General features: G+C 68.8%; 18 protein-coding genes. 11 read left to right on the top strand and 7 right to left on the bottom strand.

What is annotated here, in order from left to right; translation table 11 throughout:
* Position 1 precedes the first annotated feature (1 nt).
* The 3 genes from CIK77_RS12780 to CIK77_RS12770 all read right to left on the bottom strand — a co-directional run bounded on the left by CIK77_RS12780 (position 2) and on the right by CIK77_RS12770 (position 3,175).
* Complete coding sequence (locus tag CIK77_RS12780; RefSeq protein ID WP_087056477.1) at positions 2-883, bottom strand: carbohydrate ABC transporter permease; 882 nt, start codon at positions 881-883, stop codon at positions 2-4.
* Complete coding sequence (locus CIK77_RS12775; protein ID WP_087056476.1) at positions 880-1,737, bottom strand: carbohydrate ABC transporter permease; 858 nt, start codon at positions 1,735-1,737, stop codon at positions 880-882. The genes CIK77_RS12780 and CIK77_RS12775 overlap by 4 nt, the downstream gene beginning before the upstream one ends.
* A 61-nt stretch (positions 1,738-1,798) precedes the next feature.
* Positions 1,799-3,175 (bottom strand): ABC transporter substrate-binding protein, encoded by a 1,377-nt coding sequence (locus tag CIK77_RS12770; protein ID WP_087056475.1) that lies wholly within the window; start codon positions 3,173-3,175, stop codon positions 1,799-1,801.
* A 113-nt stretch (positions 3,176-3,288) separates the two neighbouring features.
* Here CIK77_RS12770 and CIK77_RS12765 point away from each other — a divergent pair, with 113 nt between their 5' ends.
* Positions 3,289-4,218: a sugar-binding transcriptional regulator gene (locus CIK77_RS12765; RefSeq protein ID WP_087056474.1), complete on the top strand. Its 930-nt coding sequence runs from the start codon at positions 3,289-3,291 to the stop codon at positions 4,216-4,218.
* 83 nt (positions 4,219-4,301) lie between these two features.
* Here the strand turns inward: CIK77_RS12765 and CIK77_RS12760 are convergent, their stop codons facing one another.
* The gene (locus CIK77_RS12760; RefSeq protein ID WP_087056473.1) at positions 4,302-5,138 is read right to left on the bottom strand and encodes an aldo/keto reductase; all 837 of its coding nucleotides are present in this window, start codon (positions 5,136-5,138) and stop codon (positions 4,302-4,304) included.
* 134 nt (positions 5,139-5,272) lie between these two features.
* Here CIK77_RS12760 and hrpA point away from each other — a divergent pair, with 134 nt between their 5' ends.
* Positions 5,273-9,277 carry an ATP-dependent RNA helicase HrpA gene (hrpA, locus tag CIK77_RS12755; RefSeq protein ID WP_087056472.1) on the top strand — a complete coding sequence of 1,335 codons (4,005 nt, stop codon included), beginning with the start codon at positions 5,273-5,275 and terminating at the stop codon, positions 9,275-9,277.
* Between the two features lie 18 nt (positions 9,278-9,295).
* On the opposite strand, the gene CIK77_RS12750 is transcribed toward hrpA, so the two are convergent.
* Positions 9,296-10,294: a helix-turn-helix transcriptional regulator gene (locus CIK77_RS12750; protein ID WP_087056620.1), complete on the bottom strand. Its 999-nt coding sequence runs from the start codon at positions 10,292-10,294 to the stop codon at positions 9,296-9,298.
* A gap of 62 nt (positions 10,295-10,356) precedes the next feature.
* Here CIK77_RS12750 and CIK77_RS12745 point away from each other — a divergent pair, with 62 nt between their 5' ends.
* The 9 genes from CIK77_RS12745 (at position 10,357) to xylB (ending at position 22,046) form a co-directional block, all read left to right on the top strand.
* Positions 10,357-11,397, top strand: a complete 1,041-nt coding sequence (locus CIK77_RS12745) for an ABC transporter ATP-binding protein (protein ID WP_087056471.1) — start codon at positions 10,357-10,359, stop codon at positions 11,395-11,397.
* The gene (locus CIK77_RS12740; RefSeq protein ID WP_087056470.1) at positions 11,394-12,191 is read left to right on the top strand and encodes an ABC transporter permease; all 798 of its coding nucleotides are present in this window, start codon (positions 11,394-11,396) and stop codon (positions 12,189-12,191) included. The genes CIK77_RS12745 and CIK77_RS12740 overlap by 4 nt, the downstream gene beginning before the upstream one ends.
* A gap of 197 nt (positions 12,192-12,388) precedes the next feature.
* The gene (locus CIK77_RS12735) at positions 12,389-13,582 is read left to right on the top strand and encodes an MFS transporter (RefSeq protein WP_170934258.1); all 1,194 of its coding nucleotides are present in this window, start codon (positions 12,389-12,391) and stop codon (positions 13,580-13,582) included.
* Between the two features lie 170 nt (positions 13,583-13,752).
* Complete coding sequence (locus tag CIK77_RS12730) at positions 13,753-15,963, top strand: NADP-dependent isocitrate dehydrogenase (protein WP_087056469.1); 2,211 nt, start codon at positions 13,753-13,755, stop codon at positions 15,961-15,963.
* A 199-nt stretch (positions 15,964-16,162) separates the two neighbouring features.
* Positions 16,163-17,098 (top strand): quinone oxidoreductase family protein, encoded by a 936-nt coding sequence (locus tag CIK77_RS12725; RefSeq protein WP_087056468.1) that lies wholly within the window; start codon positions 16,163-16,165, stop codon positions 17,096-17,098.
* 82 nt (positions 17,099-17,180) lie between these two features.
* The gene (locus CIK77_RS12720) at positions 17,181-18,506 is read left to right on the top strand and encodes an O-acetylhomoserine aminocarboxypropyltransferase/cysteine synthase family protein (RefSeq protein ID WP_212647533.1); all 1,326 of its coding nucleotides are present in this window, start codon (positions 17,181-17,183) and stop codon (positions 18,504-18,506) included.
* A gap of 57 nt (positions 18,507-18,563) precedes the next feature.
* Positions 18,564-19,550, top strand: a complete 987-nt coding sequence (locus CIK77_RS12715) for a Gfo/Idh/MocA family protein (protein ID WP_087056467.1) — start codon at positions 18,564-18,566, stop codon at positions 19,548-19,550.
* 116 nt (positions 19,551-19,666) lie between these two features.
* The gene (locus CIK77_RS12710; RefSeq protein WP_087056466.1) at positions 19,667-20,587 is read left to right on the top strand and encodes an NYN domain-containing protein; all 921 of its coding nucleotides are present in this window, start codon (positions 19,667-19,669) and stop codon (positions 20,585-20,587) included.
* Positions 20,588-20,642: 55 nt separating this feature from the next.
* Positions 20,643-22,046 (top strand): xylulokinase, encoded by a 1,404-nt coding sequence (gene xylB, locus CIK77_RS12705; protein ID WP_087056465.1) that lies wholly within the window; start codon positions 20,643-20,645, stop codon positions 22,044-22,046.
* A 92-nt stretch (positions 22,047-22,138) separates the two neighbouring features.
* On the opposite strand, the gene CIK77_RS12700 is transcribed toward xylB, so the two are convergent.
* A complete protein-coding gene (locus CIK77_RS12700) occupies positions 22,139-22,576 on the bottom strand; it encodes a VOC family protein (RefSeq protein WP_170934257.1) in 438 nt (145 codons plus the stop codon).
* A gap of 59 nt (positions 22,577-22,635) precedes the next feature.
* Positions 22,636-23,583 carry a nucleoside hydrolase gene (locus tag CIK77_RS12695; protein WP_087056463.1) on the bottom strand — a complete coding sequence of 316 codons (948 nt, stop codon included), beginning with the start codon at positions 23,581-23,583 and terminating at the stop codon, positions 22,636-22,638.
* Positions 23,584-23,657 lie beyond the last annotated feature (74 nt).

Here is a 23,657-nt window from a genome sequence, read left to right as displayed (position 1 = left end):
GCTATCCCTTGACAGTGCCGGCGGTCAGCCCGCCGACGATCCAACGAAGCGAGAAGATGGCGAACAGCACCCCGGGGAGGATCGAGATGATCGTGGCGGCGGCCATGGGCCCCCACTCGATCGCCTGATATCCGACGTACTGCTGGAGCCCGGTCGTGATGACCTGCGTCTCCCGCCCTGAGAGCACCAAGGGGAGCGTGTAGTTGTTCCACGCCCAGATGAACGACAGCATCAGACTAGCGCCGAGGCCCGGCGCGATCAGACGGAACATCACGTGACGGAACGCCGTCCAGCGGGTACCGCCGTCCACGGCGACAGCCTCCTCGAGTTCGCCCGGCAGGTCTTCGATGAACGATCGCAGCATCCAGACCAGCATGGGCAGGGTCACGATCTGATAGGCCAGGATCAGTCCGAGATAGCTGTTCGCGAGCCCCGTCTGCTGGAAGATCAGATAGAGGGGCAGAATCACGAGCAGCTCCGGGGCGAAGCGGAGTGACAGGATGCCGAAGCCGATGTTCTCTCTGCCCTTGAAGGTGAACCGCGCCAGCGCGTATGCGGTGGGAAGTCCGATCACGAGCGTCACCAGCAGCGCGCCGCCCGTGACGATCAGCGAGTTCACGAAGGGGGTCAGGAACTCCGGGCCGCTGAACACCTCGATGTAGTTCTCCAGTGTCGGGGCGAAGAAGAACAACGGCGGGTTCGAGACGATCTGATCCGGCGTCTTGAACGACATCAGCAGAATCCATGCGATCGGCGCGAGTGTGAAGATCGTCCACGCACTGAGCCCGATGATCACGAGCGTGTGCCCGGTCGCTCGACGCGACTTGTGCGAACTCTGCCCGCGGAAGGGGATCGTGACGGTGCGTTCGGTGAGGGAACTCATGCGGAGATTTCCTTCCGTCGAGCCTTCAGCAGGACATAGGACAGCACGTAGCAGATGATCCAGAGCACGACGAGCGCCGCCATCGCTGCACCGAAGTTCAGGTTCCGGATGCCGTCGAGGTACGCCAGGACGTGGAGGTTCGTCGTCGCATCGACGGGGCCGCCCTTGGTCGTCGTGTAGATGACGTCGAACATCTTCAACGAGTCGATCCCGCGGAACGCGATCACGACGACCAGAACCGGGATCGTGAGGGGAAGCGTGATCGTGAAGAAGTGCCGCACATTGCTGGCACCGTCGACCGCGGACGCCTCGCGCAGCTCCGTCGGCACACTCTTCAGTCCCGCCTGCATCAGCAGTACGACGAACGGCGTGTACAGCCACACATCGATCAGGATGCAGGTGAGCAGCGCGGTGTCCGGCCCGTTGAACCAGAGCAGCCTGGTACCGCCGAGCGCCTCGATCATCCAGTTCGTGACACCGTTCTCGGTCAGCATCACCTTCCACATCAGCGCTGCGATCACAGGCGGCATCAGCAGCGGCAGAACGATCAGAATGCGGAAGTAGCTGCCGTAGCGACCGTGGTTGAGGGCGAGCGCGATGAGGGTGCCCAGTACGACCTCGATGATCACGGCGGACACGGCATAGGTCAGTGTGATGGTGATCGCGTGCCACCCGTCACCCGTGGTGAACAGATCGACGTAGTTCTCGCCCCAGTTGGGCTTCGGATCGCCCCTGGTGAGGCGATAGGAGGTGAACGACCAGTACACGCCGGTGAAGAACGGGTAGAGGATCGCGATGAGGACCGCGAGCCCCGGCAGAGCAAGCAGGTACGGAAGATACGGCTTGTGCTTCATAGGTGTGCCTTTCGAGTGCGTCCGGCGGCGACCGTGCGTCTGAGGCCGCCGCCGAGCACGCTCACTCTTCGATCAGCTGGTCGATCTGCGCAGCGGCGTCGTCCATCGCTTCTTGGGCCGTCTTCTGCTCGAGCACGGCGGCCTGCAGCTCTGTCGTCCAGATGTCTCCGACCTCGGGCCAGGCGGCGGACGGTGTGTACGCCCATTCAGCGTGATCCGACAGGATCTCCTGCCAGATCTCGTTGTAGTCGCCCCATCCTTCGGTTGCCGCGGCCATCTCATCGCCCTGACCGACCGAGACGCGCGTCGGGTTCATGTTGCCCGCGGTGATCGCCTCCGTGAGGGACTCCTTCGACGATGCCCACTGGATGAACTGCCACGCCGCGTCCTTGTTCGGTGAGTCGGCGTTCATGCCGAGCGACCAGACCCACATGCTGGATCCGCGCCCCGCAGGCCCCTCGGGAGGAAGTCCGTAGCCGACGTTGCCGCCGATGGCGCTCTTCTCGAAGTCAGGAGCCATGTGGTCCGCGTCGATGTACATCGCGGCGTTTCCGGCGATGAAGTCCTGCTGCGCCTCGTACCAGGTGTACGTGCTCGCAGCATCCGGGGCGTACTGCATGAGCTCGACCCAGTCCTCCGCGGCGGCAATGCCCTCGGGAGAGTTCACACCGGCCTTGCCGTCCACGATGTCCTGCACACCATGGCCGAGCACGAAGGTCGAGAACGGGTTCAGCGTCGGGTACGTTTTGTCTCCTCTGCTGACGAACCCTGAGATCTCTTTGCCGTCGAACGTCTTCCCGTCGAGCTCGGCCGCAGCGGCGACGAGTTCGTCGATGGTCTCCGGCGGCTCGACGCCGAACTCCTCCAGGACGTCGGTGCGGTAGAACAGCGAGTAGCCCTCCTCGTTGACCGGGATGGCCCATAGCTCCCCCTCACCGGCGCCGCCGAACTCCGTCTTGTCCCACCGGAGAGAGTCGATGAGCGCGGGGTAGAAGTCTTCGAAGTCCCAATCGGGCGCCGTCCGTGTGTCGTCGTCGACCCACGGCTGCAGATCCTCGATCCACCCGGCCGCCGCGTACTGGAAGTTCATCGGCTGCGACGTCATGAAGGCGTCGTAGCTTCCCGCGCCGGATTGCAGCTCGGTCAGCAGCTTGACCATGTAGTCGGTTTCGGTGAGCGTCTCGAGGTTGACATCGATTCCGGTCAGCTCTTCGAACTCCGGAACGCGTTCTTTGATCGCGTTGGAGAACGGATGCTCGCTCATCAGCAGGTTGAGTTCTGTGCCCTCGAAGTTCTTCCAGTCGAAACCGTCGAGTTCGGTCTCCGGTCCCTGCGACGATCCGCCGCCTGCGCAACCGGCAAGTAGCGCCATCGTTCCTGCGCCTGCGGTCACGGCGATGATGCGCCGAAGTGCTGTGCTGTGTATCTGGCGTTTCATGAGCTGTCCTCCTTTGGACGGTCGTGCAGGAGTGCGCCGGCTCGGAAGGTGCGCATCTCAGTGCCGTCCACAACAGAACCACGACTGCACATAGGTGTGCTATACCTGCACATATGAGCACAACCCTCGGTGTCGAGCAGCAGGTGCTCCACGCGTACGTCGCGCTGGAGAACCTGGGAGCCGGACGCTCGATCAACGATCTCGCCGACGAGCTGGGGATATCGCGCTTCACCGTGTCGCGCATGGTGAAGCGCGCACGGTCCGATGGGCTGATCGATGTCAGAGCCACCATCGAGTCACCGGTGGATGTGGAGCTGTCCGGTCGCCTGGCAGAGCGTTTCGGGCTTCGCTCGGCGTTCGCCGTGCACACGCCGGGCCCGGACGAGGCGCTGGCGCGGAATGTCATCGCCCGCGTCACGGCGCGCTATCTCGAAGAGAACGCGGTCGATGACGATGTGCTCGGCCTCTCCCCAGGGCGAACCCTCGTCGCGGCTTCTCGACTCGTCAACCGCATGCCCTATGTGGATGTCGTGCAGCTCACGGGCGTCGGCACGGCGCGTACGGAGGACGGTGCAGAATCGGTGACGAATCTGGGCAGGGTCGCCGGCGGCGGCACCTACCCGCTCTACGCGCCGATCATCTCTGAAGTGCCTGCCCATGCCATCACGAGCCATCCCGCCGTTCAGCAGACGATCAGACGCTACGATCACCTGACGAAGGCGGTGATGACGATCGGCGGCTGGCCGGAGTCCTCATTGCTCGCCGAGCTCCTGCAGCAGCTCGGAATGCTCGATGAGCTGATGGATCGCGGCATCGTCGGCGAGATCGGCGGAGTTCTGCTCGACGCAGAGGGCCGCGAGGTCCCTGCGCCTGAGGGGCGCATGGTCGGCATCACCTCGGAGCAGATTCGGCGCACTCCTCTCGCGGTCGGCGTCGGGGGCGGACCCAGCAAGAGCCAGGCAGTGCTCGCCACGCTCCGCTCCGGACTCTGCCACGTCATCATCACAGATGCGGATTCCGCCAGGGCGGCCTTGGCGGCGTAGTGCGCGCAGGACCATACGCCGCGCACGAACGCCGCAGGCCGGTCACCCGTGGAAAGGGGTGACCGGCCTGCGGTGCGAAGCGATCAGTTGAATTCGAGCGGGTGCGATCCGACGCGGCCTGAGCCGTCACCGGGGTCGATCGCGTTGATCTGCTCGATCTCCGTCGCGGTCAGCTCGAAGCCGAACACGTCGAAGTTCTCGGCCATCCGCTCCTTGCGCACCGACTTCGGGAACACGATGAAGCCGCGCTGCAGGTGCCAGCGCAGCACTGCCTGCGCCGGGGTGACGCCGTGCGCCTCGGCGGCAGCCGCCACGGCGGGGTTCTCGAACAGCGGGTACTTGCCCTGGCCGAGCGGGCCCCACGACTCGATCTTCATGCCGTTGGCCTCGGCCCACGTCAGCACGTCCGACTGCTGCAGCGCCGGGTGCAGCTCGATCTGATTCACCGCGGGCACGACGCCGGTGTCGGCGACGAGCCGGTCGAGGTGCTCCGGCAGGTGGTTGGAGACGCCGATCGAACGGGTCAGCCCCGCGTCGCGGATCTCGATCAGCTTCTGCCACGCGTTCGAGTACGTGTCGCGCTCCGGCGTCGGCCAGTGCGTCAGGTAGAGATCGACGTGGTCGAGACCGAGCTTGTCGAGGCTGGACCGGATGGCGTCGTGCGGCTTCTCGCCCTCCTGGTGGTCGTTCCAGAGCTTGGTCGTGACGAAGAGCTCTTCGCGCGGGACGCCGCTGGATGCGATCGCCGCGCCGACGCCCTCCTCGTTGCGGTAGATCGCCGCGGTGTCGATGTGGCGGTAGCCGACCTCGAGCGCCTCGGAGACCGCCTTCTCTGCCTCATCGGCCGGCACCAGGAACACCCCGAAGCCGAGTTGAGGGATGTCGTAGCCGGAATTGAGCTTCACGCTGGGAACAGTCATGCCTCCACCCTATGACCGCGTCACCGGACTGACGCGGGTATTGCGGCATATGATTCCGGCGGCGCAGATCGGCAGGGAAGCCCAGCACGACCCTGCCGCGAGCGCGTCGATCATCCGGAATAGACTGGAGGGCTATGTCCTCCGCCGCGCCCGTCATCGCCTATCCCCCGGAGCTGCCGGTCAGCGCCGCGCGCGACGAGATCGCCGAGGTCGTCCGTTCCCACCAGGTCGTCATCGTCGCCGGCGCCACAGGCAGCGGGAAGACCACACAGCTGCCGAAGATCGCCCTCGAGCTCGGCCGCACCTCGATTGCGCACACGCAGCCGCGCCGCCTCGCAGCCCGCACGATCGCGGAGCGCGTCTCCGAGGAGATGCAGGTGCCGCTCGGCGGCGTCGTCGGGTACAAGGTGCGCTTCACCGATCAGGTCTCCGCAGAGACGCAGATCGCTCTGATGACCGACGGCATCCTGCTCAACGAGGTGCACCGCGATCGGCTGCTCAGCCGCTACGACACGATCATCATCGACGAGGCACACGAGCGCTCACTGAACGTCGACTTCCTGCTGGGGTACCTCAGGCGCATCCTGCCCGAGCGACCCGATCTGAAGGTCATCATCACCTCGGCCACCATCGATCCGGAGTCCTTCGCGGCGCACTTCGCCGACCCGTCGGGCGAGCCCGCCCCTATCGTCGAGGTCTCCGGGCGCACCTATCCCGTCGAGATCCGGTACCGACCCTTCGCACGGAAGGACGACGCCCCTGATGCCGACGACGAGCGGGCGAGCGAGGATCCGGATGTCGACGAGCGGCCGTACGAGGCCGACGACGAGGTGCAGGCGATCGTCGAGGCGCTGCGCGAGCTCGACCGTGAGCCGCCGGGGGACGTGCTGGTGTTCCTGCCAGGTGAGGCGGAGATCCGCGACGCCCGGGATGCGGTGGAGGGAGCGTTCCGCTCCGGTCCCGCGCCCACCGAGGTGCTGCCGCTGTTCGGCAGACTGAGCGCGGCGGAACAGCATCGGGTGTTCGAGAAGTCACGCGTCGCCGGTGTGCGCCGCCGCATCGTGCTCGCCACGAACGTTGCGGAGACGTCGCTGACGGTGCCGGGGATCAAGTACGTCGTCGACGCGGGCACCGCGCGCGTCTCGCGCTACTCGAACCGTGCCAAGGTGCAGCGCCTGCCGATCGAGCCGGTCTCGCAGGCGTCTGCGCAGCAGCGCTCAGGCCGTGCCGGCCGCACCAGCGACGGCATCGCCATCCGGCTCTACGCCCACGACGACTTCGGCAAGCGGCCCGAGTTCACCGATCCGGAGATCCTGCGCACCTCGCTCGCCTCGGTCGTGCTGCAGATGCTGTCGCTCGGGTTCGGCGACATCGCCGAGTTCCCATTCCTCACGCCTCCCGATTCGCGCGGCGTGAAGGCGGCGTTCGACCTGCTGGTCGAGCTCGGCGCCGTGTCGATGGGGCGCGGCGGCGGACCCCGGCTGACGAAGACGGGCCGACGCATCGCGCGGATGCCGATCGATCCACGGTTCGCGCGGATGCTCGTGGAGGCGGGGCGCTCGGGCGTCGCAGACGATGTGCTCGCCATCGTCGCCGGACTGTCGATCCAGGACGTGCGCGAGCGGCCGGAGGAGCAGCGCGAGCAGGCGCAGCAGGCGCATGCGCGGTTCGTCGATCCGACCAGCGATTTCCTCACGCTGCTCAATCTGTGGAACCACCTGCGCGAGAAGCAGCGCGAACTGGGCTCGAGCGCGTTCCGACGGCTCGTGCGCGCCGAGTTCCTCAACTATGTGCGCGTGCGCGAGTGGTTCGACGTGCACAGGCAGCTGCGCTCGCTCACGCGCGACCTCAGCGACGAGCGCGGCCATCGAAACGCTCGCAGCGAGTCGCAGGCCCCTGGTGACGCCGACGGCGCAGCGCCGGATCGACGGGGAGCCTCAGCGGCCGCGGAGGGCGGGCATCCGCGCGGCGACGAGATCCACCGTGCGCTGCTGGCCGGCCTGCTCTCCCAGATCGGTGTGCTCGACGAACGCGAGACGCGCAAGGGCGACCGCGGGCGCGGGGCCGCCTATCGCGGCGCGCGCAACGTGTCGTTCCAGATCTTCCCCGGGTCCGGGTTGAAGAAGGCCAAGCCGAAGGCGGTGATGGCGGCGGAGCTCGTCGAGACCTCGCGCCTGTTCGCACGCACCGTCGCCAGGATCGACCCGGCATGGGCAGAGGACCTCGCTGGCGACCTCGTCAAGCGTCAGGTGTCCGAGCCGCACTGGTCGAAGGATTCCGGCGCCGCTGTCGCATTCGAGAAGGTGACGCTGTACGGCGTCGAGATCGTGCCGCGCCGGCGCATCCGGTTCGCGCGCGTCGACAGGGCTGCCTCGCGCGAGCTGTTCATCCGGCACGCTCTCGTCGAGGGCGAGTGGGATCCGGCTCTGCTGCCGAAGCCCGTGACGAAGTTCGTGCGGCAGAACACCGAGCTGCGCCGGCGGTTGGAGAAGGTCGAGGAGCGCGAACGGCGCCGCGACATCCTCGCGGGCGACGAGGCGGTGTACGGCTTCTACGACCAGCGGGTGCCCGCCGAGATCTTCGACGTGCGCAGCTTCGAGGCGTGGTGGCGCGATGAGCTGAAGACCACGCCCGACCTGCTCACGATGCGGGAGGAGCATCTGCTCGACGACGAGGCGTCCGGCGATGCGCGCGACTTCCCATCGACGTGGCGCCAGGGCGACCAGACGCTCCAGCTCGCGTACCGTTTCGAGCCCGGCGCGCCCGACGACGGCGTCACCGCCGTGATCCCGCTCGCCCTGCTCGCCTCGGTCGAGGACGCGGGCTTCGGCTGGCAGGTGCCTGGGATGCGCTCCGAACTCGTCACCGCCATGCTCAGGGCCCTGCCGAAAGCCATTCGGCGACACGTTGTGCCGGCTGCAGATTGGGCGGAGCGGCTCTCCGCCGAGCTCGCCGGTTCCGGCCCTGAGGACCACGACGGCCTGCCTCCGCAGTCGCTCGCCGCGTCGCTGGCACGGCTCGTGCAGCAGCAGGCGAATCAGCCCGTCACCGCCGACGCGTTCGAGACGGAGCGGGTGCCCGAGCACCTGAAGATGTCGTTCCGCGTCGTCGACGCGCGAGGCCGCGCAGCGGGCTCGGGGCGCGACCTCGGCGCGCTGCAGCGACGTCTGGCATCGAAGGCACGCGATTCCGTGGCCCGCCAGATCGAACGGGGCCCGCGTGCCGATCGCACGGGAGGCAAGGGGCCGGATGCCGTGGCGCAGGCCGCGAGCGCGCCGGCCATCGAGAAGCAGGACCTGACCGATTGGACGTTCGGCGACCTGCCGGATCGGGTGGACCAGAAGGTCGCAGGCGGAGTCGTGCGCGGCTACCCCGCGCTCGTCGACGAGAAGCAGTCCGTCGCGGTGCGGGTCGAGACGACGGCCGAGAGCGCGGCACGACTGACGCGGGCGGGGCTGCGGCGACTCATCCTGCTCACCGTGCCCTCTCCTGTGTCGTACGTGCAGGAGCATCTCACGCAGAACGAGAAGCTCGCCCTGGCCGCGTCACCCTACCCGTCGCCGAAGGCCGTGATCGAGGACTGCCTCGCCGCCGTGGCCGACGAGGCGATCGACCGGCACGGCGAGGTGCGCACTCGTGCGGCGTTCGAGGCGGTGCGCGACGACGTCTCGCGGGGCTCGGTCGACCGCGTGATCGAGACCACGGCGCTGGTCGCGCGCGTCCTCACCGCGGCGCGCAACGCGGAGCGCGCGATCAAGAAGGCGAACTCGATGGCGCTGCTCGGTGCGCTGAACGACGCCCGCGGCCAGCTCGACGCCCTGCTGCCGAAGGGCTTCGTGCTCGCCACGGGGCTGGACCGGCTGCGGCATCTCCCCCGCTACCTCGAGGGCATCCTGGTGCGCCTCGAGACGCTTCCGGATCATCCGGGGCGCGACAGGCAGTGGATGACCGAATACGAGAAGGCGCGGGCCGCCTACGACGAGGCCGGAGGCGAGATCCCGCTGGATGCAGGATCGCCCGAGCACATCGAGCGGGCTCGCTGGATGCTCGAGGAGCTGCGCGTGAGCCTGTTCGCCCAGCGCCTGGGCACAGCAGAGACGATCTCCGTGCAGCGCATCCAGAAGGCGCTGCGGGGCTGACGGCGCCGCACGCGCTGCTCACCGCGGGTGTTCGGCGCGGGGAGGCGGGGGCGGCGCGTCGAGTGCGCGCAGCATCCGCGCGAGCGTCTCGCGCAGCTCGGCGCGACCTGGTTCCGGCAGATCTGTGGTGTACTCGACGCCTTCGGGAATCCACGAGAGGCCGTACATCGTCTCGCGGAAGTCGGCACCGCCGACCTCCCACCGCGTGTGCGACTCCCCCTCGGGCTCTGCACCCTGCCCCCACTGGCCGAAGTGCTCCCGCATCGACGCGAACGGGAGCTCCATCACGACCTCCGCCTCGACCGGCTGCCGCACCCACGATCGCGCCACCAGGATGAATTCGTCGATCTCCTCCGGCGTCAGCGGTCTCGGTGTGAACAGCACGCGGGTGTGCTCGACCTCCCCGAGCCGATCGACTCGGAAGGTGCGCCAGTCGTCCTTGTCGAGATCCCAGCACAGCAGGTACCAGTGGCGCTCAGCCGGCGCGAGCGCGTGCGGCTCGACCCGTCGTCGCGTGACCTCGCCCGAGGCCGCCGTGTAGGTGAAGCGCACCCGCTCGTGATCCCGGCACGCCAGCGCCAGCTCGCCGAGCACGGCGCCCGACACCGGCGCCCCCGAGCGGAGACCTGCGGGCTGCACCGCTTCGGCGAGCGCGTTCACGCGCCGGCGCAGCGGAGCCGGCAGCACCTGCTCGAGCTTCGCCAGCGCCGTGATGGTCGTCTCGGGGCCGCTCACCAGCCGCCCACTCGCGGCGACGCGCAGCCCGATGGCCATCGCCACCGCCTCTTCGTCGGTGAGCAGCAGCGGCGGCACCGCGCTGCCGGCTTCGAGGCGATATCCGCCGGCCGCGCCGGGCGCCGACTCGATGCGGTAGCCGAGATCGCGCAGCCGCTCCACATCGCGTCGCACGGTGCGCTCGGTCACACCCAGACGCTGCGCCAGCTCGGTTCCCGGCCAGTGCCGGTGGGTCTGCAGCAGATTCAGAAGCGAAAGGGCTCGCGTCGTCGTGTCGGCCATATCGCCATGATGCCCGATGATGAGGACCGAATCTGTCCGCATTCAGTTCTAACCTCACTGTCATGCCGAACGAACCGATCATCGAAGCCCACGAACTCACCAAACGCTTCACCGTCAAGAAGAAGACCGTCGAGGCGGTCACCGGCCTCACCTTCGAGGTGGCCCGCGGCGAACTCGTCGCGTTCCTCGGCCCCAACGGAGCAGGCAAATCCACCAGCCTGCGCATGCTCACGACCCTGGAGGCACCGACATCCGGCACCGCCCGTGTGGTCGGCTTCGACGTGCGGCAGCGCTCCGCCGACGTTCGCGCGCGCATCGGCTATGTCGGGCAGCTCACCAGCGGCAGCTTCGCGCAGCGCGCCCGCGACGAACTGCTCAGTCAGGGCGCCTTCTACGGCATGTCCAAGCCTGCGTCCCGCGCGCGAGCCGACGAGCTCGTCGAATCGCTCGGGCTGGCGAGCTTCGCGAACCAGTCGGTGCAGCAGCTCTCCGGCGGCCAGAAGCGCCGCCTCGACATCGCACTCGGGCTCATGCACTCGCCCCCGCTGCTCTTCCTCGACGAACCGTCGACGGGTCTCGATCCGCTCAGCCGCGCGAATCTCTGGCAGCACATCCTCGACCTGCGCGCACAGCACGGCACGACGATCTTCGTCACCACGCACTATCTGGAGGAGGCCGACCGCTTCGCCGAACGCGTGATGGTGATGGACAAGGGGCGGGTCATCGCCGACGACACGGCCGCACGGCTCAAGGCGAACCTCACCGGCGACCTGATCACCCTCGGGTTCGGCAGCGAAGCGGATGCCTCGGCGGCCGTCTCGGTCGTACAGCAGCTCGCCGGCCGCGCGGTGCGGCGCGAAGCGACCACGACCATCGCCCTGACGGCACCGCACGGCGACGCCCTGCTCCCGCAGGCCGTGCGCGCGCTCGACGCAGCAGGCATCCGGGTGGAGCGGGCGACCGGCGTTCCGCCCACCCTCGACGACGTCTTCCTCGCCCTCACCGGCCGCACCCTGCGCGAGGCGGGCGAAGGCGAATCGATGGACCACGACCGACAGGACGCCTCCGCCGAGGAGCCCGTCACAGAAGGAGCGCAGCGATGACCGCCCAGACCCGGACGACGCAGGCCGATACCAGCGTGCGCACGAACCTCGCACGTGATACCTGGAACGTTCTCACCCGGGAATTGAAGCCCGTCCTGCGCGACCCGTTCTCGCTGATCTTCAGCCTGGTGCAGCCGCTCGTGTTCCTGGGGCTGTTCGCGCCGCTCCTGATCGGACAGTCGGGGCAGCCGGCAGCCGAGACCCTGGAGTGGTTCGTGCCTGGCGTGCTCGTGATGATCGTGCTCTTCGGCACGGGAGCGACCGGGTCGAATCTTCAGTACGAGATGATGACCGGCTCGCATGAGCGCACCCTGGTCGCACCCCTCGCGCGCTCGTCGCTGCTCGTGGGCCGCGCGCTCAAGGAGATCGCGCCCATCGTGGTGCAGGCGCTTGTCGTGGTCGTCATCGCGCTGCCGTTCGGCGTCTCGATCGACGTGCTCGGGCTCATGATCGGCCTCGCCCTGCTGGCCGTGTTCGGCATCGGTCTCGGCTCGTTGTCGTACGCGCTCGCGCTGCAGACGAAGGACCGCGAGTGGCTGTTCTGGGGCGTGCAGCAGACGCTGCTGTTCCCGCTGCTGATCCTGTCCGGCATACTCCTGCCGCTGGACGAGGGACCGGCGTGGATGCGAGCGGTCGCCGTCGTCAACCCGGTGAACTGGGTCGTCAGGGCGGAGCGCGCGCTGATCGCCGGTGAGATCGCCACGGCTCCGGTGCTGTGGGGCTGCGTCGCGGCGCTCGCTCTGGCCGCGGTCGGCCTGCTCGTCGGCGTGCGCGCCATGCGCAGGAGCAGCTGAGCGACGACCCGCACGGCAGCGGATCGTCACGGCGCGCGGACTGATTCGGTCCGCGCGCCGCACGCCGTTCCGGCGGCCCGACACGAGCGCGTGCACGGTATGGGCGACCACGAGGCGAAGGCCGTCGCCGAGATGTCGTACAGTCCGTCGAAGTGGGAGGTCAGTACGATCGGAGATACCCCCAATCGATCGGATCCATGGTGCCCCCTGCCCTGCTGCGCCGCCGCAATGCGCTCTTCGTACTGTTCGCGCTTCCGGGCGTGGGCATCTCGTCGTGGGTCACGCGCACCCCCGACGTACGAGACCTGCTCGAAGCCTCGACCGCACAGATGGGATTCATCCTGTTCGGCCTGTCGATCGGGTCGATGATCGGCATCCTGTCGTCGGGACCGCTCGTCGCCCGCCTCGGAACGCGCACCGTCATCGCGCTCGGCACGGTCAGCGTCGCCGCCGGAGTCGCACTCGTCGGCATCGGCGCCGCACTCGGCCACGACCCGCTCGTCGGCATCGGCCTCGGTCTGTTCGGACTCGGGATGGGCGGAGGCGAGATCGCGCTCAACGTCGACGGCGCGGAGGTCGAGAAGTCGTTGGGCAAGGCCTTCCTGCCGCTCGTGCATGGCTTCTTCAGTCTCGGCACGGTGCTGGGCGCCGTCGTCGGCATGATGCTGACGGCGACCGAATTTCCGGTCGCGATCCATCTCGGCACCGTCGGCATCGTCGTGCTGGTCGCCCTCGCCGCATCGATCAGGTTCATCCCGAACGGCGTCGGTCGAACGATCTCCGCCGAGGCGACTGAGCACGTTCCCCCTCGCCGCCCCGTCTGGCGCGATGGGAACCTCCTTCTGATCGGCGTCATCATCCTCGCCCTCGCCATGGCGGAGGGCACGGCGAACGACTGGCTGCCGCTCGTGATGGTCGACGGGCACGGGTTCGACGCCGAGCTCGGCTCGGCGATGTACGCGGTCTTCGCGGCGTCGATGACGCTCGGCAGGTTCATCGGCGGCGGGTTCGTCGATCGCTTCGGCCGCGTCGCCGTGCTCGCCGCCAGCTCGATCCTCGGCGCCACGGGGATCGCCGTCGTCATCTTCGTCGATCACCAGCTCGCCGCAGGCGCTGCGGTCGTGCTGTGGGGTCTGGGAGCCTCACTGGGGTTCCCTGTCGCGCTCTCCGCCGCGGGCGACGGCGGCGAGAACACGGCCGGTCGCGTGGCCTTCGCCGCGACGATCGGGTACGTGGCCTTCCTCGTCGGCCCGCCGATGCTCGGGCTGATCGGCGAGGAGTTCGGACTCAGGCGAGCGCTCATCGTCGTGCTGGGGCTGGTCGCAATCGCCGTCTTCTTCGCACCGGCTGCGCGCCCGCGCCGCACTCGCACGGTCTCCGCGGCCGCGTAGCCGCACAACCGCAGCGGCAGCGGAGGCCATGGGCCGCGCACTGCCGTGAACGGCGTCGTTCATCCTGCCGATGGGAAACGTCCACGACGCTCAGGTATCTTGAAGTCGAGAGAATCTCACACGTCGAGACTCGACCCCGGCATATCCCCGATCACTGGAGCGCCACGCGTATGTCCACCATCATCTACACCCACACCGACGAGGCGCCGCTGCTGGCGACCTACTCGCTGCTGCCGATCATCGAAGCGTACGCGAAGAAGGCCGGAGTGGAGTTCGAGACCCGCGACATCTCGCTCGCCGGTCGCATCATCGCGCAGTTCCCCGAGCGTCTCACGGAACAGCAGCGCATCGGCGACGCGCTCGCGGAGCTCGGCGAACTCGCCGACGACCCTACGGCGAACATCATCAAGCTGCCGAACATCTCGGCCTCCGCCCCGCAGCTGAAGGCCGCGATCGCCGAGCTGCAGGCCGCAGGCTTCGACCTGCCCGACCTGCCGGAGGACCCGCAGACCGAAGACGAGCGCGACGTCGCCGCACGCTACGACCGTGTCATGGGATCGGCGGTGAACCCCGTGCTGCGCCAGGGCAACAGCGACCGCCGCGCACCGGGCGCTGTGAAGTCTTATGCGAAGGCGCACCCGCACCGGATGGGCGCGTGGAGCGCGGACAGCAGGACGCGCGTGGCGACGATGGGCCGCGATGACTTCTTCTCGAACGAGAAGTCGTACGTCTCCCCCGCCGCCGACACGCTCCGGATCGAGCACGTCGCAGAAGACGGCACGGTCACGGTGCTCAAGGACACACTGCCGGTGCTCGCCGGCGAGGTCATCGACGCGACGTTCATGAACGTCGCCGCGCTCGACGCGTTCCTCGCCGAGCAGGTCGAGACGGCGAAGGCGGACGGCGTGCTGTTCTCCGCACATCTGAAGGCCACCATGATGAAGGTCAGCGACCCCATCCTGTTCGGCCACGTCGTCGAAGCGTACTTCGCGTCCGTGTTCGCCGAGCACGGCGAGGCGCTCGCCGCGGCCGGTCTGCGCGCCCGCGACGGGCTCGGCTCGATCTTCGCCGGGCTCGAGGATGTGCAGGGCGGCGCGGAGATCAGAGCTGCGTTCGAGGCGCGGATGTCGGACGGCCCCGAGCTCGCAATGGTCAACAGCGACAAGGGCATCACAGGGCTGCACGTGCCGAGCGATGTCATCATCGACGCGTCGATGCCGGCGATGATCCGCGGCGGCGGCAAGATGTGGGGCCCCGACGGCAACGAGGCCGAGACCCTCGCCGTCATCCCCGATTCCTCCTACGCGGGCGTCTACCAGGCCGCGATCGACGACTGCAAGGCCAACGGCGCGCTCGACCCGACCACGATGGGCACCGTGCCGAATGTCGGCCTGATGGCGCAGAAGGCCGAGGAGTACGGCTCGCACGACAAGACGTTCGAGCTCGCCTCAGCCGGAATCGTGCGCATCGTGACCGCGACGGGCGACGTCGTGATCAGCCACGAGGTCGCTGCCGGCGACGTCTGGCGTGCCTGCCAGACGAAGGACGCCCCGATCCGCGACTGGGTGAAGCTCGCCGTCACGCGTGCGCGCCTGTCGAACACCCCTGCGGTGTTCTGGCTCGACGAGAACCGCGCCCACGACGCCAACCTGATCGCCAAGATCGATCAGTACCTGCCGGAGCTCGACACGGACGGCCTGGACATCCGGATCATGGCGCCGGCCGAGGCGACGACGTTCTCGCTCGAGCGGATCCGCCAGGGTCTCGACACCATCTCGGTCACGGGCAACGTGCTGCGCGATTACAACACCGATCTCTTCCCGATCCTCGAGGTCGGCACGTCGGCGAAGATGCTGTCGATCGTGCCGCTGATGGCGGGCGGCGGGCTGTTCGAGACAGGTGCGGGCGGCTCTGCGCCGAAGCACGTGCAGCAGCTCGTCGAGCAGGACTACCTGCGCTGGGACTCGCTCGGCGAGTTCTTCGCACTGGCGGCCTCCTTCGAGCACCTCGCCCAGTCGACGGACAACGCGAAGGCGCAGATCCTCGCCGACACGCTCGACGCGGCAACGGCCTCGTTCCTCGAGAACGACCGCTCGCCCGGCCGCAAGCTCGGCACGATCGACAACCGCGGCTCGCACTTCTATCTCGCGCTCTACTGGGCGCAGGAGCTGGGCAGGCAGACGGATGACGCAGGGCTCGCCGCCGCGTTCGCGCCGCTCGCGGAGTCGCTCTCGGCGAATGAGCAGACGATCGTCGACGAGCTCGTCGCCGTGCAGGGGAACCCGACCGACATCGGCGGCTACTACCGTCCGGACGATGCGAAGGCCACGGCCGCGATGCGCCCTTCCGCCACGCTGAACGCCGCGATCGACGGGTTCTGAGCCCGCAACCGTCCCCACCGGCCCATCCGGTGCCCCTCCGCGGGCGTTCCGGGTGGGCCGGTCCCGTTCCTGCCGCAGTCCCCGACACGATGCAGTCGACGCCGCCGCCGCGCGGCCTCGCCCGGAGTTCCTCACGACGACATCCGGCACATCAGCAGATCGACTGCGTCATGCACTGCGGGTCGGTAGGCTCGGTGCCATGACTCAGGCGGTGCAGTACTCACAGGTCGGCGGCCCAGAAGTTCTCGTGGTCAACGAGGTTCCGGATCCGGTGGCAAGGCCGGGCGAGGTCACCATCAGGGTGACGGCAGCCGGCGTGAACCCGATCGACGCGAAGCTGCGCGCAGGGGTGCGCCCTTCCGGCCCGTTCGACGGCCCGCGCGGCGTCGGTGCAGACGGTGCAGGTCACATCACCTCCGTCGGCGACGGCGTCGACGGGTTCCGCGTCGGCGATCCCGTCGCGTTCGGATGGGCGGCCGGCGCGTACGCGACGGATGTCGCCGTCGCCGCGGCGAAGGTCGCTGTGCGACCGGCGGGCGTCACGGCGTCGCAGGGAGCGGCGCTGGGCATCCCTGCCGGCACCGCCTATCAGGGCGTGCGCTCCCTCGGAGTGCGCGGCGACGACACCCTGCTCATCCACGGCGGCTCCGGCGCTGTGGGGCAGGCGGCGATCCAGTTCGCGGCCGCCTCTGGGGCGCGCGTGATCGCCACATGCAGCGAGCGGCGCGCCGACCGCGTGGCCGCGCTCGGCGCGATTCCGGTGCGCTACGGCGACGGTCTCGTCGAGCGCGTGCGGGAGATCGGCGAGGTCACCGCGATCTTCGACTGCTTCGGTTCGGATGAGGCTCTGGCCCAGTCGCTCGAGCTGCTCGCCGATGGTTCCAGGATCGCGACGATCGTCTCCGGTGCGAAGGCGGCAGGTCTCGGCATCCGGGCGTTCAGCGGCGGCTCCCCCGAGCCGCTCACCGATCAGCAGCTCACGTGGCGCGCCGAGGCGCTCCCCGTCGCGCTGGCGCTGCTGGCGGCCGGCGCGTTCAGCGTCGAGCTCGGCGAGCCCTTCGAGCTCACGGCCGCCGCCGACGCGCACCGCGCCCTCGACGCCGGCGCCGCTGGCAAACTCCTCATCACTCCCTGAGCGCCGTCCGGCGGGCATCCGGCGTGTTTCCGTCCGTGACGGACAGTTGGGGGTTCGTACGGGCGGTTGAGAGGATGATCCCGTGAGCACCGAGGATTCGTCGCACCTGCCAGCCGGTTTCGTCACCGATCAGCTGGGCGCCGGCTACGTGCCGGGCGCCGTCGCGCAGCAGACGGTCGCCGTGCCGATCCATCAGAGCTCGGCCTACCAGTTCCGCAGCCTGCGCGAGGCGCGCGACAGGTTCGCCCTGCGTGAGAAGGGCTTCATCTACAGCCGCAACGCGCACCCGACGCAGGCGGTCCTCGAACAGCGCGTCGCGGCGCTCGAGGGCGGTGTCTCTGCCGCTGCGACGGGCTCGGGCCAGGCGGCGACGGCCGTCGCCGTACTCGCCCTCGCGGGCCGCGGCGGCCACGTCGTCTCGTCGAACCAGCTCTACGGCGGCACCATCGATCTGTTCGGCGACACCTTCGCCGACTTCGGCATCGAGGTGACGTTCGTCGACCAGGACGACCTCGACGCGTGGCGCGCCGCGGTGCGCCCCGAGACTCGGGCCTTCTTCGCCGAAGGCGTGGCGAACCCGGTCGCCCAGGTGCTCGATATGCCTGCCGTCGCCGAGATCGCCCACGCGGCAGGGGTGCCGCTGGTCGTCGACAGCACCGTGGCCACGCCTGCGCTGCAGCGCCCCAAGGAACTCGGCGCCGATGTCGTGGTGCACTCGGCCACGAAGTTCCTCTGCGGACACGGCACCTCTCTCGGCGGCGTCGTCGTCGACCTCGGCACGTTCGACTTCGGCGCGGAGCCCGAGAAGTGGCCGTACCTGACCGAGCCGCACTTCCGCTTCGGCGGCGTGCCCCTGTGGCAGGCGTTCGGACGGGAGGCGGCGCTCACGACGCTGATCAAGTCGAAGTACGTCGCCGATCTCGGGCCGGCGATCAGCCCGTTCAACGCCTTCCAGATCCTGTCGGGCATCGAGACGCTGAATCTGCGCGTCGCCCGGCATGCATCATCCGGTCTCGCCGTCGCCGAGTATCTTGCGTCCCACTCCGCTGTCGCCGCTGTGCATCATCCGGGGCTCGAAGACAACCCGTGGCACGAACTGGCAGAGCGGCACCTGCCGGCCGGATCCCCCAGCGTCTTCGCGTTCGACCTCGCAGGCACGGGCGACGATGAAGCGGACTATGCGCGCGTCGAGCGCGTCATCGATGCGCTGAAGGTCGTCCGGATCGTGGCGAACATCGGCGACGCACGCACGCTCGCCTGCCATCCGGCGACGATGACCCACAACCATCTGACGCGCACCCAGCTCGCGTCCGCCGGCATCTCGTTCGCGACGATCCGGCTCTCGGTCGGGCTCGAAGAACCGTCAGAGCTCATCGCCGACCTGCAGCAGGCGCTGGCCGCCGTCTGACGACTCCGACTGCCCTCTGAGCACGCGTTCGGCGCCGGGCCCAGTACGCTGGACGCCATGAGCGGACTTCGATGGGGCATTCTCGCCACTGGCAGCATCTCGCGGATGTTCGCGGCCGACCTGCGCACAGCAGGGCTCGACCTGCGCGCCGTGGGATCGCGATCCGTCGAGGGGGCGATCGCGTTCGCCCGCGACTTCGACATCGCGAATGCGCACGGCTCGTACGAAGCCCTCGCGGCCGATCCGGGCGTCGACATCATCTACGTGGGCACACCGCACCCGATGCATCTCGAGAACGCGGAGCTGGCGCTGCGAGGCGGCAAGCACGTCATCGTCGAGAAGCCGTTCACCCTCAACCGTTCCGAGGCGGAGACGCTGCGCGATCTCGCGGCCGAACGCGGGCTGGTCGTCACCGAGGCGATGTGGACGCGCTACCTGCCGCACATGGTGCGCATCCGCGAGATCATCGGCTCCGGGGCCCTCGGTGAGATCCGGGGCGTGTTCGCCGACCACACCCAGAAGCTCCCGGATGACCCTGCGCACCGCATCAACGCGCTCGAACTGGGAGGGGGCGCACTGCTCGACCTCGGCATCTACCCGATCTCGTTCGCGTGGGACATCCTCGGCGCTCCGGATTCCATCAAGGCGACGGCGCGGTTCGGCGAGACCGGCGCCGACACCGAGGTCGCAACGGTGATGCAGCACCCATCCGGCGCGATCTCCACGACCCTGTCCTCCTCGCGCGCCGCAGGCCCGTCGACGGCGAGCATCGTCGGCACGAAGGGCCGCATCGACATCGACGGCGCGTTCTACACCGCCACGTCGTTCCGTCACATCAGTTCGGACAGAACCGTGATCGAGAGCTACTCCTCCAGCTACGACGGACGCGGCATGCAGTTCCAGGCGCTCGCGGCCGAACAGCGCGCCGCAGCAGGCGACCTCGCAGGCGATGTGCTCCCCATCGACGAGACGGTCGCGATCATGGGCGCCCTCGACGACATCCGGGCCCAGATCGGCCTGCGCTACCCCACAGAAACCCTCTGACACCCGCAACTCTTCATTTCTGGCACATCTCCGGTGGTGTGCCCACCCGGAGATGTGCCAGAAATGAAGAGTAGTCCCGGACCTGGAAGGCACCGGGCGGGGGCTAGGCTCGGGACATGGCTGATCCTCGCGTTGCGGTGTACCTCGACTTCGACAACATCGTGATGAGTTGGTACGACCGGGTGCACGGGCGCAACTCGTATTCGAGGGACCGCGCGAAGATCGCCGATGACCCCACGGACGCGGAGATCGTCGAGCGACTGCAGCTGGCGACGATCGACGTCGGCGCGATCATCGACTACGCCGCGTCTTTCGGCACACTCGTGCTCACGCGGGCGTACGCCGACTGGTCGTCTCCGGTCAACGCCGACTACCGGCAGCAGCTCGTGGCCCGCGCGGTCGACCTGGTGCAGCTGTTCCCCGCGGCGGCGTACGCGAAGAACGGCGCTGACATCCGGCTCGCGGTCGACGCCGTCGAGGACATGTTCCGACTGCCCGACCTCACGCACGTCGTGATCGTCGGCGGCGACAGCGACTATGTTCCGCTCGCGCAGCGCGTCAGGCGGCTCGGGCGCCACGTCGTCGGCGTCGGCGTGGCCGGCTCCACGGCGAAGTCGCTGGCAGCCGCATGCGACGAGTTCGACGCATACGACACGCTGCCAGGGGTGACCGTTCCCGAGAAGCCGGTCCGCAAGCGCCCCGCGGCGAAGAGCGAAGAGGTGAAGCCGGATGCCGCGGTCGAGGAGACGAAGCCGAAGCGCCGGCGCCGCAAGCTGCCGGAGGAGCCTGAGCCGGATCCGATCGAATCGGCGACCAAACTGCTCCAGCGCGCCCTCGAACTGGGCGGCCGCGACAACAACGACGACGCGGAGTGGCTGCATGCCTCAGCCGTGAAGCAGCACATGCGCAGGATGGACCCGTCCTTCAGTGAGAAGGGCCTCGGCTTCCGATCGTTCAACGCGTTCCTCCGCGCGCGCGACGACATCGCCGAGCTGTCCGAGCTGGGCCACGAGCGGCTGGTGCGTCTGAAAGAGTAGCCGCAGGGCTCACGTGGCCGTATCGAGGGCCGGCATCCGGGTAGGCTTGGGAGCCATGAGCCTAGTTGCAGGTGTGGACTCCTCGACGCAGAGTTGCAAGCTGATCATCCGCGACCTCGAGACCGGCACGGTGGTCCGCCAGGGGCGGGCCTCCCATCCGGATGGGACCGAGGTCGACCCGCAGGCGTGGTGGGACGCGTTCCTGACCGCACTCGAGCAGGCCGGCGGCCTCGACGACGTCGAGGCCGTGGCCGTGGGCGGTCAGCAGCACGGCATGGTCGCGCTCGACGAGGACGGCCGCGTCATCCGGCAGGCACTGCTCTGGAACGACACCCGCTCGGCCGGCGCCGCGGAGGATCTCATCGCCGAGGTCGGTCGCGACGAGTATGCGGCGCGCACGTCGCTGGTGCCCGTTGCGTCTTTCACAGCGACGAAGCTGCGCTGGCTGGCGGACAACGAGCCGGACAACGCGGCCCGGATCGCCGCCGTTGCGCTCCCCCACGACTGGCTGACGTGGCGCCTGCGCGGATACGGGCCAGCCGATGAGTCGGAACTCGGCCCCGTGCTGAGCGAGCTCGTCACCGACCGTTCGGAGGCGAGCGGGACCGCCTACTTCGATCCTGTATCCGGGGAGTACGACCGCGATCTGCTCTCGCGCGCGCTGCGCCGCGACGCCGCCGGCGTGGTTCTCCCCCGCGTGCTCGCACCGGACGAATCGGTGGCAGGGCCCCACGGCATGCGCGTCGCCCCGGGAGCCGGAGACAACGCCGCCGCCGCCCTCGGCCTCGGCGCCGGTGCGGGAGACGTGGTCGTCTCGATCGGGACTTCAGGCACCGTGATCGCCGTCACCGACGTGGCCGTCCGCGATGAGTCGGGAACTGTGGCGGGCTTCGCGGATGCCAGCGGAAGGTACCTGCCGCTGGTGACGACGATCAACGCCGCTCGAGTGCTCGACGCGACCGCGCGTCTGCTGGGCGTCGACCATGCGGAGCTGGCACGCCTCGCCCTCGCCGCAGAACCGGGCTCGAACGGCCTCGTGCTGCAGCCGTGGTTCGAGGGCGAGCGCACGCCGAATCTGCCGAACGCTACGGCGACGCTGTTCGGCATGACGCTCGCGTCGACGACGCGCGAGAACCTGGCCCGCGCCGCCATCGAGGGCGTGCTGTGCGGCCTCGCCGAGGGGCTCGACGCCGTGCGCAGGCACGGGGTCACCGCAGAGCGGATCCTGCTGATCGGCGGTGCTGCCCAGAACGACGCCGTCGCGGCGATCGCCGCTCAGGTGTTCGATGCCCCCGTCACGCGCCCCGAGCCAGGCGAGTACGTCGCCACCGGCGCTGCGCTGCAGGCGGCGTGGGCGCTGACCGGCGAGCGCCCGTCATGGCCCGTGCGTCTGCTCGCCGACCCCGCCAGCGACCCCCGACCGGTCATCCGCGACCAGTACACCGCCCACCGTTCCTGACCCTGCCAAGGCTGCCGAGATGCGCACCTATCACCGAGATGCGCTGATCCTGACCCGCTCTCGTCGCAGAAGTGCGCATCTCGGCGGCCGCGTCAGAGCTCCTCAGCGAGCGCGATGATGAAGCCCTCCGGGGCGCGCAGGTAGCACATCCGGTGCGAGGCCTGGTACTGCTCCACCGAGCGCAGCAGCTGGGCCCCTCTGGCGCGCAGCCGCGCGACGGTGTCGTCGATGTCATCGACGGCGAACATCATCCGGTGCAGTCCTAGCGTGTTCACCTGCGGCTCAGACGGCGTCGGCTTGATGACGTCCGGATGTTCGAAACGGGTGATCTCGACGGCTGCGCCGCCGCCTGGGGCACGCATCATGGCGATCTCGCAGCGCGCCTCGTCGACTCCGATCACGCCCTCGACCCAGGCGCCCTCGACGTGGCCGCGCCCCTCCAGCTCGAGACCGAGCTCTGCGAAGAACTCGATGGCCGCATCCAGGTCCGCGACGATGACGGCGACGTTGTCCATCCGCTTCACACTCATGAGCGTTGAGAGTACCCCGGTTCGCCGACGCAGGTATGCCTTTCAGGCGCCCGCCCCTGCTATGCGGCGGCGAGGAGCTGCGCCATCCAATCGGCGTAGCCGGGCTCCACCTCGAGCACGACACGGTGACGTGCGCCCGGCACGTCTGGCCAGCCTCGGTAGATGCCGCGCAGATCGGCGATGGTCTGGCCGCGGCCGGGCCCGTCTGTGGTGTCGACCATCATCGGCACGGCCGGGGCCGTGCGCACGACAGCTTTTCCGCACGCCACGCCGAGGGCGAGCGCGTCGTGGTTGCCTGCGCAGCGGCGGCCCGTCTCGCCGAGATAGAAGTCGAAGTAGTAGTCGAGGATGTCGGAGCAGAACCGCCCGATGTCGCCCCCGGCGGAGAGCGCCTCACGGTGCTGCTCGGTCAGCATGTCGCGCATCGTCACGTCGAGCCCGACGAACGTGCACGACCACGCCGCGTCGATCACGCGCTGCGCCGCCTCCGGATCGTTGACGATGTTCGCCTCGGCGACCGGCGTCGCATTGCCCGGCGCGAGGAAGGCCCCGCCCATGATCGTCACTTCCGGCACCCGCTCCGGCAGCGTCGGATCGGCCTCCAGCGCCAGCGCGAGGTTCGTCAACGGCCCCACTGCAACGATGTGCAGATCGCCCGGATGCTCGTGACTGAGCCGCAGGATCATCTCCACGGCCGTCTCCGCTGTCGGCGACGGCACCGCTCCGGCGTCGCCGAATCCGCCCAGCCCGTCGGCGCCGTGCACGTGAGCGGCGTATCCAGGCGTGCCGCCCCGCAGCGGTCGCGCGGCACCCCGTGCGACCGGAACGCCGTCGAGTTCGGCCAACTCGAGCAGCGTCGCCGTGTTGCGGGCAGCCGTATCGACGTCGACATTGCCCCACGTCGTGGTGCAGGCGACCAGGTCGACCCGGATGGAGACCGCCGCGGTCAGAATGGCGAGGGCGTCGTCAATGCCCGTGTCGACGTCGAGCAGGATCTTCCGATTCACCGACCCATCCTACGCAGTGCGCGCCCCACCCGACCCACGCCGAGCGCCTACGTTCTTCGCGAGTGCCTACGATA

Source organism: Microbacterium sp. JB110, assembly GCF_003335195.1.
Classification (GTDB): domain Bacteria; phylum Actinomycetota; class Actinomycetes; order Actinomycetales; family Microbacteriaceae; genus Microbacterium.
The sequence above is the reverse complement of the archived record's forward strand: the minus strand, read 5'-3'. Positions and strand labels throughout refer to the sequence as shown.